This window comes from Nocardia sp. IBHARD005 (assembly GCF_052814245.1).
Window position 1 is genome coordinate 1,870,361 of record NZ_CP199935.1, and the last position, 18,704, is coordinate 1,889,064.

Sequence of the window (18,704 nt, forward strand, 5' to 3'; positions counted from 1 at the left end):
CGGGGTACGCGAAGCGAAGGTTCCATCATGTGACGTGAGTCACACGGATGCGGGCTCGTCCGCATCGGTCCGGCTGCGCACGCATTCGCGGCAGGTGCCGAAGATCTCGAGCGTGTGGCTCACCTCGGTGAATCCGTGGTCGCTCGCGATCGACTCGGCCCACGCCTCGACTGTCGGGCCCTCGACCTCGACGGTGCGGCCGCACTGGCGGCACACCAGGTGGTGATGGTGGCCGCTCGAGCACTGGCGGTAGACGGATTCGCCGGTGTCGGTGCGCAGGACGTCGACCATGCTCGCGTCGGCGAGGGACTGCAGGGTGCGATACACCGTGGTCAAGCCGATGTTCTCGCCGCGTTTGCGCAGCTCGTCGTGCAATTCCTGTGCCGAACGGAACTCGTCGATATCGCTGAGCAGGGCCGAGATGGCACTGCGCTGACGGGTGCTGCGAACCCCGACCTGCTTCGCGGAGATGTTGTCTGCCAACGGATTACCCTTCCTCGGCATGGGCGACGGCATCGACGACGATGTGCGCCAGATGATCGTCGACGAGTTCGTAGAGCACCTCGCGGCCCGAGCGTTCGCCGTGCACCACGCCCGCCGACTTGAGGATGCGCAGATGCTGGCTGACCAGTGGCTGGGTGACGCCGAGGGCGTCGACCAGCTCGTGCACGCAGCGCGGCGACTCACGCAACTGCAGCACGATGGCGATGCGTACCGGCGCGGCGAGTGCCCGCAGCAACTCCCCCGCGTCCTCGAGCACCGTGCGCGACGGCACGGCGGCGGGGGCAGGGGAGTGGTACGGGTTGTGCGGGTGCGCGGGCGCGGCCTCGGTGGTCATGAACCAACTCCTTAATGGAAACAGATTCCATTTTGATATGCACGGTTGCGCATGTCAAATGACGCGCCGCGCGGACACCTCGGGTGCTGCAAACTCACTGGACGGGTGCCGATACGCTCTATCGCAAGACGAACGTTACGTCGTAACGCAATTCTCACGACGTGACGAACAATTCCGACTCGCAGTGGATGGAGAAATCTCGCGTGGCACCCAAGTCGAAGGTGGACACCGTTGCCAACCTCGCCAAGCGCCGGGGTCTGGTCTACCCGTGCGGTGAGATCTACGGAGGCACCAAGTCGGCGTGGGACTACGGTCCGCTCGGCGTCGAACTGAAGGACAACATCAAGCGGCAGTGGTGGCGGACCATGGTCACCAGCCGCGACGATGTCGTCGGTCTCGACTCCTCGGTGATTCTGCCGCGCCAGGTCTGGGAGGCCTCGGGCCACGTGGCCACCTTCTCCGATCCGCTGGTCGAGTCGCTGCACACGCACAAGCGTTACCGCGCAGACCATCTCATCGAGGCCTACGAGGCCAAGCACGGCCGCCCGCCCGCCAACGGCCTGGCCGACATCAACGATCCCGACACCGGTCAGCCCGGCAAGTGGACCGAGCCGCGCAACTTCTCCGGCCTGCTCAAGACCTTCCTCGGCCCGGTCGACGACGAAGAGGGCATGCACTACCTGCGTCCCGAGACCGCGCAGGGCATCTTCGTCAACTTCAAGAACGTCCAGGAGACCGCGCGCAAGAAGCCGCCGTTCGGCATCGCCCAGATCGGCAAGAGCTTCCGCAACGAGATCACCCCGGGCAACTTCATCTTCCGCACGCGTGAGTTCGAGCAGATGGAGATGGAGTTCTTCGTCAAGCCGGGCGAGGATGTCGAGTGGCACAAGTACTGGATCGACGCCCGGCTGTCCTGGTACACCGACCTCGGCATCGACCCGGAGAACCTGCGCCTGTTCGAGCACCCGAAGGAAAAGCTGTCGCACTACTCGGCGGGTACCACCGACATCGAGTACCGCTTCCGCTTCCAGGGCAGCGAATGGGGCGAGCTCGAGGGCATCGCCAACCGCACCGACTACGACCTCAAGACGCACTCGGAGCACTCCAACGTCGACCTGAGCTATCGCGATCAGGCCTCGGGTGAGCGCTACACGCCGTATGTCATCGAGCCCGCGGCCGGTCTGACTCGTTCGCTGATGGCGTTCCTGGTCGACGCCTACACCGTCGACCAGGTACCCACCGCGAAGGGCACGACCGAAGAGCGGATCAGCCTGCGGCTCGACCCGCGCCTCGCGCCGGTCAAGGCCGCGGTGCTGCCGCTCTCGCGCAACGCTGACCTGACCCCCAAGGCCAAGGACCTCGCCGCCCAGCTGCGCCGCAACTGGAACGTCGACTTCGACGACGCGGGTGCCATCGGCCGCCGCTACCGTCGTCAGGACGAGATCGGTACGCCGTTCTGCATCACGGTCGACTTCGACACCCTCGACGACCAGGCAGTGACGATCCGCGAGCGCGACTCGATGGCCCAGGAGCGCATCGCCCTGGACAAGGTCGAGTCCTACCTCGCAGCCCGCCTGATCGGCGCCTGATTCCCCACCGATCAGAACCCGCGCCGGATACCTGGCGCGGGTTCCTCCATGTCTACGGCCTGGACGGTTGATCACCAGGCCATTACGTAGACATCGGCCGAGAGGAAAAATCCACCATGGCCTGATGATCTTGATTGAGCTGCGTTGATCACACTGCGTAGCTGACGGTTTGCGTTGGGGGGGTGTGTGCCTCACGATCTTCGTTGTGTTGTGGGAACCGGAAGACGTGGTGCGGGTGCTAGAACCGTCGGAACAACGATTCGTGCGGCACGCGACCTTCACCGGGCGGTCGGTCACGGTGCTCGGGGAACTCGATGCGGCTGCGCTCGGCGCGGCCTTCGCGGCGTTGCAGCGGGCGTTTCCGATTCTGGTGTGCCGGATCGTCGAGGATGGCGACGAGAACGGGATCCTGTTGCGTCCCGGGCATATCGAAGCCGTCGGTGCGTGGGTGAGTTTCGGTGATCCCGACGAGGTGCGGATTCCGGCCGAGTCCGTAGACCCCGGGGCTCAGCTGGCGTATCTGGATGTGGTTCTCGCCGAAGAAGATCGGGCTCGGGTCACCTTGTTCGTGCACCACAGTGTGGCTGATGCGGGGTATTGCGTCGAACTGTTCGCGCGGTTGTGGAGCTACTACACCGACTATGTGGAAACCGGGAAGATCGCGGCCGGTACCGCGAGGGGGCTCGGCACCACTCCGGCGGACGCGGTAACCGGCGCCAGGGAGCCGGAGACCGATCCCGGTGTGGCGCAGGAGTATCCGGCGTCGCTCGAGGCGCTGTTGGCACAGCGCGGGATCCGGCGTGGGCCACGGTCGGGGCTCGAGACGGTGACACGTCCGCTCACCGCCGCTGACCCGGTGCGTGGGGTCGAGCGCTCGGAACCGGCGCCGGCCACGCTGGCTCGGCCCGCACGGGTTCAGTTGGACACCGTCGCGACCGCGCGGGTGCTCGACATGGCTCGCGCGCATGCGGTGAGCGTCAACGGGTTGGTCACCGCCGCGGTGTTGCGGGCGTATGCCGATCTCTCGGGCGCCGAGCGGGTCTCGTGCGTGTATCCGGTCGACCTGCGCAGGCGCCTCGACCCGGCGGTCACCGCGGAGGCGGGCACCAACCTGTCGGGCCTGGCCGCGTTCGCCACCGACGCCGCCGCCACCGAGGACCTCATCGTCCTCGCTCGCCGGATCGGCACCAGCCTGCACAACGACCTGGCCGACGGCGTGATCGAACAGTCCGTCCTGCACTTCCCGGACTTCTTCGGACCCCACCGAATCCACTCCACGGCGGGCCACATCGCCCTCACCAACACCGGAACGGTGCCCACGTTCCGCGCCCCCGCCGGGCTGGTCCTCGACGATTACGAGATCGTCTATCTCTCCGCACACCCCCGCCCGTCGACGGGGGCGTCCGCGGCGGTCACCTTCCTCGTGTACACCTACCTCGGCCGGTTGAACATCGGCCGGTTGGGCGGGGGCGCGCTCCCCGCCGAACTGCTGTCCGCGGTGGCCGCGGAATTGTCGCGGTCACCAGCGGACCACGAAGCCGCGACCGCCTGAGTCAGTGCGCGGCGAGCGGCTCCTGCAACTCGGTGACCCAGTCATCGGGATCAGGCGTCCACGCGAGGGTGACCTCGCGGACCGGCGCGCCGGTGCGATGCCCGTTGTCCTCCACCCAGCGGCCGAGCGCCTGCCACGCCGAGCCGATCCCGCTCACATTCCCGCGATAGACGGTCGTCGCCGCGTGTTCGAGCGCGGGCAGATCGACGATCGAGAAGTCCGGCGCCGCATCGGGTTCCACGTTCACCGGCACACACGCGTGCACGCCCACCGTCCCGTCTTCACGCAGATCGTAATAGGCGATCGCAGGGCCCGCGATCGAGATCCCGGCCTTCGCCAGCTGGTCCGACAGTTCGCCGAACAGCCCTCCGATCACCGGGCTGATCGCCTGGGGTTCGAATCCCGAAGCCCAGCTGGATGACTCGGCCACCCTGATCGCGGGCACCGACTTGATCACCACATCCTGATCGGGCATAACGCCCTCCTTTTCGATGATTCGGAGCCTCGCTTCGACTTCGGTCAACCGCGAACGGTCGGCCGCGATCCGCTGTTCCAACTCGGCCCGGCGCAAGCTGAGCATGCCGCGCAGCTGCGCCGCGTCGGGTCCCGGCTCGAGCATCCGGCCTACCTGTTCGAGGGTGAACCCGAGCTCTTTGAGCGCGATAAGCCGGTTGAGCCGAGCCAGCTGCGCTGCCGTATAGAACCGGTAGCCGGTGGCCGCGTCGACCCGGGCGGGCGGCAACAAACCCACCGCGTCATAGTGGCGCAGCATGCGTACCGACACCTGACCGTGCCTGGCGAAATCTCCGATACTGAACATGACGCCTTCCGGTGTACGGCCTCACACAGTGAGAGAGTCAAGGGCAATCGTGTCGACCTCGGCGCGCCAGGACCCGGCCCTCCTGCCGCGACAGCCGGCGCGGTCACCCCCCCGGCACCTCCCGGCGGATCAGAATCTGCCGCCACGGCTGACCCGCCGAGATCCCGACGAGCCGCCGTATGAGCCAGGCCGGTACCCGCCGCCACCTCCGCCATAGCCGCCGCCAAAACCTCCGCGCCGCGAACCGCCGCTCATCGCGCCGCGCAGGAGCTCATTCAGGAGGATTCCGCCCAGCACCGCGCCGGTCTGGGAGCCGCCGCCCCCTGACATCGGCTGGCGGGTCTCCCATGCCTGCACGTTGGCCTGTGCCGCCTGCATCGCCCGGCCGCCGAGGTCCGCAGCCGTCTGCGCGCTGACGAGGGCGCGTTCGAGGTCACTGCCCGCGAGCGCGCGTGCTTCGCCGAGATGGCGTTGCGCCTCCGAGAGCCGGGTGCGCGCTTCGGCGTCGACACCGCCGCGCCGGGTGGTGATGAACGACGATGCCGCATCGATCCGCGCGGCCGCGTCGGTGAGGGTGCGGTCGAGTCTGCGTCGCAGATCCTCCACGGCCAGTTTGCGATCGGAGGCCGCCGCGATCGCCAGGTCCAGTTCGGCGTCCGCGGTGACCGCGTTGTGGAAGGTACCGAGGGGATCACTGTCGGCGTTCGAAGTATTCAAGGCCGCGGTGGCGGACGAGACCGCGGCGGCGAGATCGGCGCCGCCGAATTCGGTGAGACTCTTCGCCGAGTTCAGGTCGGCGCGCAGTTCGTCGAGGGCGGCGGGTAGGCCGTCGCGTGCCTGCTGGATATTCGTCGCGGCTTGCTCGACGGCATCGAGCAGGGTCCTGGCCTGCCCGATCGCGCCCTCGGCCGCACGAATCGCCGCCACCGCACCGCCCTGCTGCCCGACGGGCTGGGTGAGTGCGGTGCGGGCGGAGTCGATGTTGTTCTCGGCGAAAGTGATTCGCTCCTGCGCCATTCGCACGTTGTCGTGGATCAGTGCAATGACCGAGGGCGGATAGGTCGAACCGAGCCGGGCGAGTTCGGCTTCGGAGCCCGGCATGCGCGCGGTCAGCTCGATGATGTCGCGGGTGAGAGTGTCCAGTCGGGTGGGCGCGTCGATGAGCAGGTCGCGCATGGCGTCGAAATCGGTGACCTGCGAGTCGAGTTCGCGATCGGCCTTGCCCGCCGTGGCGATCAGTTCGATGAGCAGGGCGCGCTGCTGGTCCGGCGTCTCCGGGATGGCGTCGTCGAGTTGCTGACGAATCGTGAACGCCTTCGCGGTGGCGGCACGGGCGGCGTCGAGCGCGGAGCGGAACGGTGTCACCGCGGTGTCGCCGAATTCGCTGGTAGCCAAACTCAATTCCTCGGCGCTGGTCCGCACGGCGTCGTCGATCTCGACCAGTCGCTCACGGGAGAGCTCGTGCAAGGTCGGCAGTGACAATGTCGCCAGCGCCGCCGAGTCTGTCGGGTCCACCTCGCGCGCGGTGGTCAGTTCGGCACGATCTCTGGCACTACGACGCTTGCGGGAGAACAACATCAGACCGCCTGCCACCACGATCACGGCCAGTCCGATGAGGATCAGCACCCCCCACGGCACCCCGCCACCACGCATCGCCGAACCTATTCCCTCGGCGGTGTCGACCGCGGCCCGCGCCCACTTCTGGTCGCGCAGATCGGGTTCCACCGAACCGGCGAGCAGCGAGTCCAGTTCGGCGTCGCTCACACCCTCGGGGAGGGTGCCGTCGAGCCAGTAGCCGCGGTCGTCGACGGCTACCGCCAGCAGCAGGTCGCGATCGCTGAAGCCGGAGAGGCTGGAGGTGCGAGCGGCCCAATCCTGCGGGGCCATCGACGCGAAGTCGCGCACGTAGATGACCCACAATTTCACCTGGTGATCGCGGTACAACGTATCGATCGCGTCGAGCACCTGGCCCTCGTCGGACGCGCTCAGCACACCGGCGGAGTCGACCACCCGCGGACCCATCCGCGACGGCGGCTCCGCACCAGCGCCGGGCGCGCACAGCACGACGAGTGCGGCGATCATGACCCCGATCAGCGCACGGCCCCGCTGCCCGGTTCGGCGGTCATCTCCGACCGATGCGTGTTCGCCCGACGGGCGGCCGTGCTGCGCGGGACGTACCTGCCCGCTGGTCGACGCGCGGGGGCGGAGCGTGGCCGAACTTTTCCTCGACAGCGGCATCTGTCGAATCTAACGGTCGACACCGACACCGGCACGACATCGCGGCGCGTGGCTTCTACGATCTGATGCATGGTCACAGTCGATCGCCAGTACACAGGTCACGTCACCGCGGGCGCAGGCGCCCAGCTGCGCGACGTCCCCGGCGCCCGCATCGTGAAGATGTCCGTCGGTCCGATGGACAACAACACCTACCTGATCCAGAGCACCGCCACCGGCGCCGCCGTGCTGATCGACGCCGCCAACGACGCCGAGCGCATCATCGAACTGACCGCGCTCGAGACCCCCGGCCAGGTCGAACAGCTCGTCACCACCCACCGCCACCCCGATCACTGGCAGGCACTGACCGAGGTCACCAAGTCCCTCGCCGTCCCGACCGCCGCCCACACCCTCGACGCCGACCACATCCCGGTCCACCCCGACCGCCTGCTGGCGGACGGCGACACCATCGAAATCGGCGACCTCGTCCTACAGGTCATCCACCTGCGCGGCCACACCCCCGGCTCGATCGCCCTCGCCCTCACCGACAACGCAGGCCACACCCACCTCTTCACCGGCGACTCCCTTTTCCCAGGTGGAGTGGGGAAAACTCACAGTCCCGCCGACTTCGACACCCTCCTCACCGACGTCACCACCAAACTCTTCGACCGCTACCCCGACGACACCGTCGTCTACCCGGGCCACGGCGACGACACCACCCTCGGCGCCGACCGCGCGAATCTGCCCGAATGGCGCGCCCGGGGCTGGTGACGTCCGGGCCGCCCCGGAAGTTCGCTCGGTCGGCCGGTGGATCAGCCGACGAGGCGCGCGTCGACATGGCCCTCACCCGCACACCCTTCGACGAAACAGGTATCACCACACAGGTTTTACGCACAGACCCCGTAGGTGTCGTACTGCGCGTGGATGATCCACTCGCCGACCGCGTGAACCTGCACCTGCGAGATCTGGCCGATCGACACCGGTTCCAGCTGCCTCCCGACACCCGATCTGGCGGAGCCACTGGTCGCACCCGACCGATCCGGACACCGGGCCGGTGGTGCGCACCGTCCACGAATATCAGCAAACCGTCCTGTGGAACGGCACCGTCGGACGCACGCCGCTCGGCCGTCCGGTACCGGACCCTCTGGTGGTGGTCCCGCTCGTCGACAAGCCGCCGAGCAATCTCGTCCTGGAACAGCGCCGAGCACAGCCCGCTGATCCGCTCGATCGTCGACGTTGCCGCGATGATCTCGCCGCCGCCGATCGGTCGTTCACCGGAACGGAATCCAGTGGTGACCGCTGACCACACGACGCGTCGGACCGACCTGGCAGACTGACGAAGGTGAAATCGGGATTCTCGCGAACGTCAGCGCCCGCCCCGGATGTCAGGCATCCGCGCGGGCTGGTGTCGACGGTCTCGGTGTGGTTCGTCCGGTTGATCGCCGGGGCGGTGCTGATGGCGTTGGTGCTGGTCGCCGGGACGGCGTTCCGGGTCTGGCAGGTCGCGCGGATCGACGACTACACCCCCGCGAACGCGATCGTGGTGCTCGGCGCGGCGCAGTATTCGGGGACGCCGTCGTCGGTTTTCGAGGCGCGGTTGTATCAGGCGTGGCGACTCTACGAAGCCGGTGTGGCGCCCACGGTGATCACCGTCGGCGGCAAGCAGGAGGGCGACCTGTATACCGAAGCCGCCTCGGGCAAAAGGTATTTGGAAGACAAGGGCGTGCCGAGCGAGAGCATCCTCGCCGTGGAAACAGGTTCCGACACCCTGCGCAGCATCGAGGCCGTCGCGACAGCGATGGGGGAGCGCGACATGTCATCGGCCGTACTCGTGAGCGATCCGTGGCATTCACTCCGAACCAGAACGATGGCTCGCGACGCGGGCTTGGCAGCGTGGACCGCACCCACCCGCACCGGACCGGCCGTCTACACGAGGGAGTCGCAATTCCGCGGCATCGCCCGCGAAACCGGCGCGCTGCTCTGGTATCAGCTCACTCATTTCTCGGCAGACTTCTCTTACGAGGCGGGACAGTGAGATGACAGGGACTTATACTCCGCACGACCAGGAACGCATGGTCCACGAGCCGGGTAAGACCGCGTGGCCCGGTGCGGCAGGCAAGGGTCATCGCAGTGAGTTCTCCCGCGATCGTGCCCGTGTACTGCACTCCGCCGCACTGCGTCGCCTGGCCGACAAGACCCAGGTCATGGGCCCGCGCGAAGGCGACACCCCGCGCACCCGCCTGACGCACTCCCTCGAAGTGGCCCAGATCGGGCGCAGCATCGCCGACGGTGTCGGTGCCGACCCCGACCTCGTCGACCTGGCGGGCCTGGCCCACGACATCGGCCACCCGCCCTACGGTCACAACGGCGAACGCGCGCTCGACGAATTCGCCGACGAATACGGTGGTTTCGAAGGCAACGCGCAGAACCTGCGCATCCTGACCCGCCTCGAACCCAAGATCCTCGACGCCGACGGAGAAAGCTTCGGGCTCAACCTGACTCGGGCGGCCCTGGACGCGACCCTCAAATACCCTTGGGGCAGAAGCGGTTCCGGCACCAAGTTCGGCGCCTATGACGACGACCTCGAGCGCCTGGCCTGGGTGCGCAAGGACGCGCCCGACCGCAAACAGAGCCTGGAATGCCAGATCATGGACTGGTCCGACGACGTCGCCTACTCGGTGCACGACGTGGAGGACGGCGTGATCGTCGGCCGCATCGATCTGCGCGCCCTCGCCGATCCGGCCGAGCAGGCCGCACTCGCCGAACAGGGTCACGGCCAGCACCCCGACCAGTCGATCGAAGCACTCGCCGCCGCCGCGCAACGGCTCTCCGAACTCGACATCGTGGCCGATGCCGCGACCTACGACGGCAGCTTCGGCGCCTCGGTGGCCCTGAAACGACTCACCAGCGAACTGGTCGGCCGCTTCGCCACCGCCGCGATCTCGGCCACCCACGAGCGACACGGCGAAGGCCCGCTCAGCCGCTACGAGGCCGACCTGATCGTGCCACCGATCGTGGCCGCCGAGGTCGCCGTCCTCAAGACCGTGGCGCTGCGCTACGTGCGCTCCGACCCCGGCCACCTCGCCCGCCAGCAGACCCAGCGCGATCGCGTGCAGGCCGTCGCCGACCGCCTGCTCACCACCGCGCCTGCCCACCTCGACGACCAGATGCTGCCCTGGTTCAACGCCGCGACCACCGAGGCCGCCCGTGTGCGCGTGGTGATCGACCAGATCGCCTCCTACACCGAGAGCCGCTTCGAACGCGTCGCCGCCTCGCTGGACTGCCGCTGACCAGACCCGACTAGACTCGCTCACCGTGGCCGGACGAATCCCAGATCGCGATATCGCGGCGATCCGTGAACGTGTCCGGATCGAAGATGTAGTCGGTGAGTACGTGGCGCTCAAGCGCGCGGGCGCCGACTCGATCAAAGGTCTGTGCCCGTTCCACGACGAGAAGTCACCGTCGTTCCATGTGCGACCCAACCATGGACTGTTCCACTGCTTCGGCTGTGGTGAGGGCGGCGACGTCTACAAGTTCCTGCAGCAGATGGAACACATCGGTTTCGTCGAGGCCGTCGAGCAGATGGCCGATCGCATCGGCTACCAGATCAACTACGAGGGTGGCGGCACCTCGGTGCAGCGCGATCGTGGCACGCGCTCCCGCCTGGTCGCCGCCAATGCCGCCGCGCACGAGTACTACATGGCCCTGCTACACGAACCCGAGGCCGAGGCCGCCCGCCAGTATTTGACGGACCGCAATTTCGACAAGGCGTCCTGGCAGCAGTTCGGTTGCGGTTACGCGCCCGCGGGCTGGGACGGGCTCACCAAACACCTGCAGCGCTTGGGTTTCGAGTTCAAGGAGCTCGAAGCGGCCGGGTTGTCCAAGCAGGGCAAGCGCGGTCCGATCGACAGGTTCCATCGGCGCCTGCTGTGGCCGATCCGCAATCTCGGCGGCGAGGTGATCGGGTTCGGCGCGCGCAAGCTGTTCGACGACGACACCATGCCCGGCAAGTACGTGAACACGCCGGAAACGTTGCTGTACAAGAAGTCTCAGGTGCTGTTCGGTCTCGACCATGCCAAACGCGACATCTCCAAGGGTCATCAGGCCGTGGTCGTCGAGGGCTACACCGACGTCATGGCCATGCACCTGGCCGGAGTGAAAACCGCGGTCGCGTCCTGTGGCACCGCTTTCGGCGAAGAGCACCTGCAGGTGTTGCGCAGGCTGCTGATGGACGACAACTTCTGGCGCGGCGAGATCATCTACACCTTCGACGGGGACGCGGCAGGCCAGGCCGCGGCGTTGAAGGCGTTCAGTGGCGATCAGCGGCTGGCCGGGCAGACCTACATCGCTGTCGCGCCCGACGGGCAGGATCCGTGCGAGTTGCGTCAGCACTCCGGTGACAGTGCCGTGCGTGATCTGGTGGCGCGGCGAACCCCGCTGTACGAGTTCGTCATTCGCGGACTGATTGCCGAACACAATCTCGACGATGTCGAGGGCCGTGTCGAAGCGTTGCGCCGTACGGTGCCCGTGGTGGCTCAGATCAAGGACAACGCCACCCGAAAGGGGTACGCGACCAAGCTGGCCGGTTGGGTCGGCTGGGACGACATCCAGCTGGTCGTACGCCGGGTCGGTGAAGAGGCGAAGAAGAACCGGATGGGCGGCAATGTCACGCCCGCGCTGAAGTCCGGTGCCGCGGCGATTCCCGTGCCTCGGCTCGAGGAGAGCTCCTCGGTGCGGCCTGCCCCGAATGACCCGGTGCTGTTCGCTCAACGTCAAAGTCTCAGTGCCGCATTGCAATACCCAGGCATCGCGGGCGTGGCTTTCGACGCCATCGACGCCGCCGCCTTCACCCACCCCGCCTATGTCGCCCTGCGCATCATGATCGCCCAAGCGGGCGGCACGGCGGCCGGGCTCAGCGGCGCGGAATGGGTCGCCGCCGTCGCCGACCACACCGATGACCTGATGATCCGCGCCTTGGTCTCCGAACTGGCCAACGAGCAGCTCCCGGTCCGCACACAGAACGACACCCCACGCTTCATCACAGGTATCCTGGCCCGCACCCAGGAAGCCTGGGTAGGCCGCCAGATCGCCGAGCTCAAATCGAAGCTGCAGCGCCTTTCCGCCAGCGAGGAACCCGACACCTACATGACGCTGTTCGGCGACCTGGTGGCGTTGGAGCAGTACCGCAAGAGCCTCGCGGCCCAGGCGATGGGCAACGAGGGCTACGCGGCCGGGGCCTGAAAGCGCTGTCTATCAGTGCCTTTCCGTCATGGCAACTGCGGGGGGATCGTGTCTCGAGGCTGGGATTTGCGATGGTTCTGGACCGCCCTCGTGCTCGTGACGTGTGGAGCACTCCTGTGGGGATGGGTCTCTGCCATCATCCCGAAAGCGGACCATGACATGTCCGACGAGGAGGCGCAGCGGCTCACAGATCGGCATAGTATCCGGATACCTGACTCATTCGAATTGGTCAGGATGCGCCGATTCGGCTGTCCGCCGCTGGCAGGTATGTGTGGCTACGTAGGGACCGCGCCAGCGGAACGATTCCCGGACTACCAGTCGATGTTCACGGATCAGGCTTATCCCCGGCCGCTGCGCACAGTGACCTGCGCCGAGCTGACGAAGCAGCTCGGCTTCGACCCGACGACCAAGGGCGGCGACAACGACTGGAAGTTCGATTGCACGAACGCAATCGAATTGTTCGCCAGCTCACCGTACGGCAACATCAGGCCCGACTACCCCGAGGTCACGATCGCTCGTGACTCACAGTTCGCCACAATTTACCTGTACCAACGTCCATCCTGACGCAACCGGGCTTCATCGAGTCCCTCAGCATTGGAAGCCGTGCTCGCCGTGTCGATTTCGATGGCGCTGCCGATGATGGCGACCTCCGAGCAGACGTCGACTTGTCGAGACCACAGTTCGACTACCGGCGCCGGTAGAGATTCCGGGTCGCTTGGGGTCACCGCGGAACGCTGTTGACCGAGGAGGCCATCCTCATTCGGCCGGGTAATCAGGCTCGCACCCTCCAGGTACTCGCGCGGCACCGCCCCCGCAGCCTTCCTGGAGATTTCCCAGCGTCACGCCGCTATCGGAAGAGGCTCATGAAGATGAGGTTCGCGACAATGCTCGATTGGCTCCAGGTGTTGCCGAGACCGTCGTTCCGTTCGGCATAGACCCACGTTCCGACGTTGAACGTGTACGTATTGCCGGGGCGCATCGTCCAGAACACGTCGATGGTCGCCCCGGGGCCGAATCCGTCGCTGCTGTAGACGTCCACCTCATTCTGGCTGACCCGCTTGCGCCAGCGTTTGTCGATAGCGGAGGCGATGAAGTTGCCGTTCTCGAAAACCGTTAGATCGGTACCACCCTCCGCAGTGGCGTCGCCGCCGAACCCGGCGCCGACCGAGTAGTGGTCGTCGGTCGTCCGGTACGCGCGGCCCATCGCGGAGACCTCGTGGTCGGTCTGCAGCGAGACCCCGAATCCGGCACGCGCGCTTACGAAGTCGTCGGCGCCGCCGATCTTCGGACCCGCTCGGCCGTCGATGGCCACGCGGCCGTTGTCGCGATCGACAACGATCTCGAACGGTGCGCCGCCGGCCGGGTCGTGCCATGCCCACTCGAAGTGATACGGGATCCCGAAGATCTCTGTGCCTGCCCGGATATCGAGCGTTGCCGTTGTTTCCGGGTGGGTCCCGTGTGAGTCGGTGCGCCGCAGGTGTGCCAGGTCCTCGTCGAGCGGGACAGGGGTTTCCTCCGCGTTTCGCAGCATGTCCGCCGTGTCGGGATCCTGTTGTGCCAGTCGGATCAGCGGAGCGTAGAGCGCCTGCGAGATCGCGGTCCGTTCGGCGGCGGCGGCGCGCCCGCGCGCGGTCGCCGCGGAGGAACGTTCGATCATGCTCTGGATCGACTTCTCGACGAAACGGCGGTGCTCGGCGGGGAAATCCTCCGAGTAGTGGATCTGTGACGCGGGGGATTCCGTGCGGGGAGCCCGCGTCGTGGTCGATGTCATGAGTGCACCTCCAATGTGTGTTGGGCACTCATCAGCTTGCGCCGCAGGCGCGGGTTTGTCACGCGTAGTCGGCTACCCCGAAATCCGGACCGCCAGAGCCGCCGCAGCTCACATCGATCATGCGACGCAGGCACCCGACTTCACCGCCACTGTGGAGCAGCTGAAACGGTGAAAAGGTGTTGTTTTCGTGTAGCGAGGGTCAGAATAGTCAAAAACCAGGGTCAAACGATGACGTTTGACCCTGGTAGATGCTCCCCCATCTGGACTCGAACCAGAAACCGGGACTGCCCCGGGTTTGGTTGACTCCTACCCTGAGGAGTCCAGCGAGTCTCCTCCGTGAGAGGATGAACCACCGTGCCCAAGGCTTACCCCGACGAATTCCGTCGTGACGTCATCGCTGTGGCCCGCAAGGGCCAAGCACCGCTGAAGCAAATCGCGAAGGATTTCGGCATCTCGGAAAGCTGCCTCGCGGGCTGGCTCAAGAAGGCCGACGTCGCCGACGGCAACCGGCCAGGATTGACCACAGCCGAGACCGAAGAGCTCCGTGAACTGCGTAAACGAACCAAACTGCTCGAACAAGAAAACGAGATCCTGCGACGAGCGGCCGCGTTCTTCGCCAGGGAGCTGCCCCCAAAATGACCTATCCGCTGGTCCTTGATCTAGCCGCTGACCGCATCCCGGTCGCGGTGACCTGCCGGGTATTGGGATTCTCGAAACAAGCTTTCTACAAATGGGTGAAAGACCCCGTGTCCCAACGCGATTGGGATGACGCCCATTTGATCAACGCCGCGCTCGATATCCACGCCGATGATCCCGAGTTCGGGTACCGGTTCATCGCCGACGAGCTCGCTGACCTCGGTTTCGAAGCCGGCGAAAACCGTGTCCAACGCCTGTGCTCGCTGCAAGGGATCTACAGCGCTTTCGCCCGTCGACGCGCCATGGTCACCCGGCCGGGTCCGCCGGTCCACGACGACCTGGTCCAGCGGGATTTCACCGCCTCTGGCCCAACCAGCTATGGCTAACCGACATCTCCGAACACCGCACCGACCAGGGCAAGCTCTACATTTGTGCAGTCAAGGACGTGTGGTCCAACCGCATCGTCGGCTACAGCATCGACGACCGAATGACCGCCGAACTCGCGTGTTCAGCGCTGCGCAACGCGATCGGGCTACGGTCACCGACCGCCACGATCGTACATTCGGACAGAGGCAGCCAATTTCGTTCCAGAAAGTTCGTGCATCTGTTGTCACACAACGGATTACGCGGCTCGATGGGCAGGGTAGCCGCATGCGCGGACAACTCGGCGATGGAATCATGGTTCGCGCTGCTACAACACAATGTGTTAGACCGAAAACGTTGGGCGACAAAGGAAGAACTCCGCCTGGCGATGGTGTCGTGGATCGAGCGGACCTACCATCGGCGGCGCCGTCAGCGTGGCCTGTCACGACTGACTCCGGTCGAGTATGAGATTCTGAACCAGGCCCCACTCGCGGCCTGAACCACTACAACCCGCGAGTCAACTCATTCCGGGGCAGTCCCGTCCTCTGCGGCGACCGGTCCCCATCGCCATTCGATCTCTGAGAGCTGGCACGCCAAGGTCGTCGAAACCCTCCCCGAGGCGGCGGTTTGGCTGATGTCGGTGAATACCGCGAAGGCGTTCGCGGCGTTGGGGAATTCGCCTCTCAGCCCGAGTACCCGGCTCAGGTCACGCACGTGGGGCGGGTTCTCGCTGGCCACCCCGGATGTTTGCGACATCTCCCGGAGTTGGGTGAGGAGTTCGGAGGAGCGTTCGACCTCCATGCAGGCCATAGTCTTCTTACTGAGCCAGTGGATCGCTTCGTACTCGGCGTAGGGGTGGCCGGCCGAGCGGGCGATATCGATCGCCTTTTGCCGCCACTGCTCGGCTTCCATCGGCTGGCCCGCGGCCAGGTGCGCCAGGCCGCGGTGCCCGAATGCCCGTGATTGCACTTCGGGCTCGGTCGTCATCGCCGCTACCTGGTCGCACAGCTCGATGCACCGGGCACAGGCCTGGGTCGGCCCGCACAGAGCGACCTCGGCGTAGAGGTTCAGCGTCTCGGCGAGCAATCCCCCCGGTTCGGGGAAGTCGACCGCCAGTTGGTCGAGGACCTGTCGTGCCTGTGTCCAGCGGCAGGTCATGCGCAGATTCCGCGCCCACAACAGCCGCAGATGCGCCACATCCGCAGCGGCAACGGTCTCCGAGGCTGCCAGCGCGAGTCCCGCTACGCAGGCATCGATGGCAGCGGCGTGATCCCCTCCGGCGGAAAGACATTCGGCGAGCAGGGCGTGTGAGGCGAAACTCGGCGTGTGTTCGACCGCGATGCGTGCGAGGTCGCGGGCTTTGGAGACAGCGCCCAGCGCGAACTGGCGCCGGGCGGCTTGCAGCGCGAGCGGTCCGGCTTTCGCGCCGTCGGCTGCTTCGACCGCCACTGCCGCCGCTCGCACGAACAACTCGTCGTCCCAGTTCTGTTCGGCCTCGAGGATTCCGAGCAGCTTGGCGTGGTGACGACGCCACCGAGGCCCGTTGGCTGCCCCTCGTTCGCGCAGCACCTGCGCGAAGAGGGGGTGGTGTATGCGGTAGCGGTCGTAGTCGTTTCGTCGTTCGGCGGGACGGAGCAGGTCGTGTTCGTCGAAGAGGACATGCAGGCGCTCGTACACATCATCGACGTCGATACGGATGAGCTGTGCCAGGTAGTCGACCTCGAAGTTGTAGCCGATCAAGGCCGCGGTTTCGAGTAGCCGTTGGTCCTCGGAGCTCAGGTACGACAGTCGATCTTCGATGACCGCGGTGATCTGCTGGGGCGGGCGGTGACCACCACGCTGATCGACCCTAGCCAGAGACTCAGCGAACAGGGGATTGCCCGCGCTCAACCGGACGATCCGCGACACCGCTCCGGGCGAGATGTTCGGTCCGGCGACCGTGCGGCGCACCAATTCCTCGGTGTCGTTCGGCGACAGGCGCACCAGATCGATCACCGGCGTCTCGGGCCGGTACCTGCACAGTTTGAACACTGTGCGCTGCAACGGATGGGTTTGGTCGGTGGACTTGAGCTGATCGGACCGGTACGCCAGAACAAGGACCAGCGGACCTTGGACCCGCAACGCGATCGCTGTCAGGAGGTCGATGGTCGCGGTGTCGGCCCAGTGCAGGTCATCGAGCACCATCACCAACGGAGTGTCGGTGACGATGTCCTCGATCAGCCGAAGCAACTGGTCGAGCCGACTGTCCATCTCGGTCCGCTCGCCACCGCTGGCCGCGTAGGACTGACCGGTCCGGACACCAGCCGCGAGCACCTGCCCCACTACCGGGACCGATTCGATCCAATCCGGAGCGTTCTGCTTGAACGACTGCGTGATCCGCCGCCACCGCGACGCCGAGCCAGAACGCTGCGCCGACGAGGCCAACGACCTCAAGCACTCCCGCACAGCCTGGAATGAGTCCGACGCCAACGAGTTCAGCATCGCCTGCCCATAGCCGGTCAGGAGATGGGCGGAGCTGTGCCGTTCGGCTGCCTCGTGCGCGAATCTGGTCAACAGGCTGGTCTTGCCGACACCGGCCTCACCGCGGAGAACGATGACGCGTGCCTCACGGCGCTCGACCGACCGGTCAACGGCCGCCAACAGCGCCGCCAACTCATCGACCCTGTCCACCAACGGCGCTGGAGCACCTGTCCCCGACACAGAAATTCCCTCCCGACAGTCCTTACGCTACGCACGTGGTTCCAGACACGAATCATAGGTGTACACCCGGAATGACGTCGGAATACGTTGATGTACTTAATGATTGGCACGATCGTGACCCGGCGCGAATTGAAGGGCAGCGAAGGGCAACAAGCGTCAGGTGGGCGCGCATGCGTACGCGTTCCAGTCGGTGCTGGCTCGACCGCGTTGGGATACTCGTCGCAACCCGACGGTTCTCCGGACTGGGTGGCGCGGCACACGCTTCGACCACGAGAGCCTCTGCAGCGTCCGCCTCCTGTATGCCCTCTCAGCCACCCGGGTCTTTCGGCTACGACACCGTCCGCGCTACCAGTCCGCCACGCGACTGGTACCAACCGGTGGGTCAGGTCTAGCGGGCCCCGAACCTGAAGCAGTTCCCAGCAATCGAGGTCCTGTGACTGGGATCACTGCGAATCGGTGGAACCACTTTCGTGACCAGCGCGTCCAATCCATATGTAAGGCAATAGATTCCGCTTTCGCTGACACGGGGACTCGGTCATGCGGAGGGTCAGCTCGATGGTCCGAACGACCCTGGCGGGACTTGCGCTCGACCGGTAGACGGGGAGGTTCATATGTTGGTTGATCCCGAACGGCTGCGGCTGTTGTCGCAGTCAATGGAGACGATCGCTGGCGTGACAGAAGGTCTTTCGATTGTTGACTCGGTGACGTCACTGACAAGTTCGGCGGAATCGGGAACTGGCACTTTGGTCTCGGAGGTTCTGGGGTCCGGACTTTCTGTATGCGAGGAAGTTTGGACAGGCTTCGGATCTCGGTGCCGACAAGTTTCGACCGCCTCGCGGGGCGGTGCCTCGGACTTCGAGGTAACAGATGCCGAGTTCAGCGATGCGCTCAACGCCGTGGCCGGTGCGCTATGAAATCACGTGGGAAGAGCGCCTCCGACGAAGCAGGAACCCCGACTCTGAGGCAGGTTCGCGATGAGT

16 protein-coding genes and 1 pseudogene are annotated in these 18,704 nt (G+C 65.9%); 11 read left to right on the top strand and 6 right to left on the bottom strand.

Annotated features, from left to right (window positions below):
* Window positions 1-39 precede the first annotated feature (39 nt).
* Window positions 40-483, bottom strand: a complete 444-nt coding sequence (locus ACTWPB_RS08745; RefSeq protein ID WP_446225179.1) for a Fur family transcriptional regulator — start codon at window positions 481-483, stop codon at window positions 40-42.
* Between the two features lie 4 nt (window positions 484-487).
* Window positions 488-838 (bottom strand): ArsR/SmtB family transcription factor, encoded by a 351-nt coding sequence (locus tag ACTWPB_RS08750; RefSeq protein ID WP_067456316.1) that lies wholly within the window; start codon window positions 836-838, stop codon window positions 488-490.
* A 188-nt stretch (window positions 839-1,026) separates the two neighbouring features.
* On the opposite strand from ACTWPB_RS08750, the gene ACTWPB_RS08755 reads away from it, so the two are divergent.
* Complete coding sequence (locus tag ACTWPB_RS08755; protein ID WP_446226267.1) at window positions 1,027-2,427, top strand: glycine--tRNA ligase; 1,401 nt, start codon at window positions 1,027-1,029, stop codon at window positions 2,425-2,427.
* A gap of 205 nt (window positions 2,428-2,632) precedes the next feature.
* On the top strand, window positions 2,633-3,979 hold the full coding sequence (locus tag ACTWPB_RS08760; RefSeq protein ID WP_446225180.1) for a phthiocerol/phthiodiolone dimycocerosyl transferase family protein: 1,347 nt from the start codon (window positions 2,633-2,635) through the stop codon (window positions 3,977-3,979).
* A 1-nt stretch (window position 3,980) separates the two neighbouring features.
* Here ACTWPB_RS08760 and ACTWPB_RS08765 read toward each other — a convergent pair whose 3' ends face one another.
* Both ACTWPB_RS08765 and ACTWPB_RS08770 read right to left on the bottom strand, forming a co-directional pair.
* Window positions 3,981-4,799: a MerR family transcriptional regulator gene (locus ACTWPB_RS08765; RefSeq protein ID WP_446225181.1), complete on the bottom strand. Its 819-nt coding sequence runs from the start codon at window positions 4,797-4,799 to the stop codon at window positions 3,981-3,983.
* Between the two features lie 129 nt (window positions 4,800-4,928).
* Window positions 4,929-7,037, bottom strand: a complete 2,109-nt coding sequence (locus tag ACTWPB_RS08770; RefSeq protein ID WP_446225182.1) for a TPM domain-containing protein — start codon at window positions 7,035-7,037, stop codon at window positions 4,929-4,931.
* Between the two features lie 69 nt (window positions 7,038-7,106).
* Here ACTWPB_RS08770 and ACTWPB_RS08775 point away from each other — a divergent pair, with 69 nt between their 5' ends.
* The 6 genes from ACTWPB_RS08775 (at window position 7,107) to ACTWPB_RS08800 (ending at window position 12,818) form a co-directional block, all read left to right on the top strand.
* Window positions 7,107-7,784 carry an MBL fold metallo-hydrolase gene (locus tag ACTWPB_RS08775; protein WP_446225183.1) on the top strand — a complete coding sequence of 226 codons (678 nt, stop codon included), beginning with the start codon at window positions 7,107-7,109 and terminating at the stop codon, window positions 7,782-7,784.
* 283 nt (window positions 7,785-8,067) lie between these two features.
* Complete coding sequence (locus ACTWPB_RS08780) at window positions 8,068-8,316, top strand: hypothetical protein (RefSeq protein ID WP_446225184.1); 249 nt, start codon at window positions 8,068-8,070, stop codon at window positions 8,314-8,316.
* 153 nt (window positions 8,317-8,469) lie between these two features.
* Entirely contained in the window at window positions 8,470-9,048 is a 579-nt protein-coding gene (locus ACTWPB_RS08785; protein WP_446226268.1) for a YdcF family protein, read from the top strand.
* A gap of 1 nt (window position 9,049) precedes the next feature.
* Window positions 9,050-10,303 carry a deoxyguanosinetriphosphate triphosphohydrolase gene (locus ACTWPB_RS08790; protein WP_446225185.1) on the top strand — a complete coding sequence of 418 codons (1,254 nt, stop codon included), beginning with the start codon at window positions 9,050-9,052 and terminating at the stop codon, window positions 10,301-10,303.
* 25 nt (window positions 10,304-10,328) lie between these two features.
* Window positions 10,329-12,254, top strand: coding sequence for a DNA primase (gene dnaG, locus ACTWPB_RS08795; protein WP_446225186.1), 1,926 nt, complete (start codon window positions 10,329-10,331; stop codon window positions 12,252-12,254).
* Window positions 12,255-12,413: 159 nt separating this feature from the next.
* Window positions 12,414-12,818: a hypothetical protein gene (locus tag ACTWPB_RS08800; protein WP_446225187.1), complete on the top strand. Its 405-nt coding sequence runs from the start codon at window positions 12,414-12,416 to the stop codon at window positions 12,816-12,818.
* 283 nt (window positions 12,819-13,101) lie between these two features.
* On the opposite strand, the gene ACTWPB_RS08805 is transcribed toward ACTWPB_RS08800, so the two are convergent.
* On the bottom strand, window positions 13,102-14,025 hold the full coding sequence (locus ACTWPB_RS08805) for a hypothetical protein (protein WP_446225188.1): 924 nt from the start codon (window positions 14,023-14,025) through the stop codon (window positions 13,102-13,104).
* Between the two features lie 354 nt (window positions 14,026-14,379).
* On the opposite strand from ACTWPB_RS08805, the gene ACTWPB_RS08810 reads away from it, so the two are divergent.
* The 3 genes and pseudogenes from ACTWPB_RS08810 (at window position 14,380) to ACTWPB_RS08820 (ending at window position 15,523) form a co-directional block, all read left to right on the top strand.
* Complete coding sequence (locus ACTWPB_RS08810) at window positions 14,380-14,664, top strand: transposase (protein ID WP_446223331.1); 285 nt, start codon at window positions 14,380-14,382, stop codon at window positions 14,662-14,664.
* Window positions 14,661-14,900, top strand: a pseudogene (locus tag ACTWPB_RS08815) (IS3 family transposase); the annotation flags it as partial. The gene ACTWPB_RS08810 and the pseudogene ACTWPB_RS08815, both read left to right, overlap by 4 nt.
* 17 nt (window positions 14,901-14,917) lie before the next feature.
* Entirely contained in the window at window positions 14,918-15,523 is a 606-nt protein-coding gene (locus ACTWPB_RS08820) for an IS3 family transposase (RefSeq protein ID WP_446223330.1), read from the top strand.
* A gap of 23 nt (window positions 15,524-15,546) precedes the next feature.
* Here ACTWPB_RS08820 and ACTWPB_RS08825 read toward each other — a convergent pair whose 3' ends face one another.
* Entirely contained in the window at window positions 15,547-17,694 is a 2,148-nt protein-coding gene (locus ACTWPB_RS08825) for an ATP-binding protein (protein ID WP_446225189.1), read from the bottom strand.
* Window positions 17,695-18,704: the final 1,010 nt, after the last annotated feature.

Excerpts from the sequence above, each read along its gene's own strand:
- ACTWPB_RS08750 (WP_067456316.1), bottom strand. The coding sequence starts at position 838 with ATGACCACCGAGGCCGCGCCCGCGCACCCGCACAACCCGTACCACTCC.
- ACTWPB_RS08755 (WP_446226267.1), top strand. The coding sequence starts at position 1,027 with ATGGAGAAATCTCGCGTGGCACCCAAGTCGAAGGTGGACACCGTTGCC.
- ACTWPB_RS08765 (WP_446225181.1), bottom strand. The coding sequence starts at position 4,799 with ATGTTCAGTATCGGAGATTTCGCCAGGCACGGTCAGGTGTCGGTACGC.
- ACTWPB_RS08770 (WP_446225182.1), bottom strand. The coding sequence starts at position 7,037 with ATGCCGCTGTCGAGGAAAAGTTCGGCCACGCTCCGCCCCCGCGCGTCG.
- ACTWPB_RS08775 (WP_446225183.1), top strand. The coding sequence starts at position 7,107 with ATGGTCACAGTCGATCGCCAGTACACAGGTCACGTCACCGCGGGCGCA.
- ACTWPB_RS08785 (WP_446226268.1), top strand. The coding sequence starts at position 8,470 with ATGGCGTTGGTGCTGGTCGCCGGGACGGCGTTCCGGGTCTGGCAGGTC.
- ACTWPB_RS08790 (WP_446225185.1), top strand. The coding sequence starts at position 9,050 with ATGACAGGGACTTATACTCCGCACGACCAGGAACGCATGGTCCACGAG.
- ACTWPB_RS08800 (WP_446225187.1), top strand. The coding sequence starts at position 12,414 with ATGTCCGACGAGGAGGCGCAGCGGCTCACAGATCGGCATAGTATCCGG.
- ACTWPB_RS08805 (WP_446225188.1), bottom strand. The coding sequence starts at position 14,025 with ATGACATCGACCACGACGCGGGCTCCCCGCACGGAATCCCCCGCGTCA.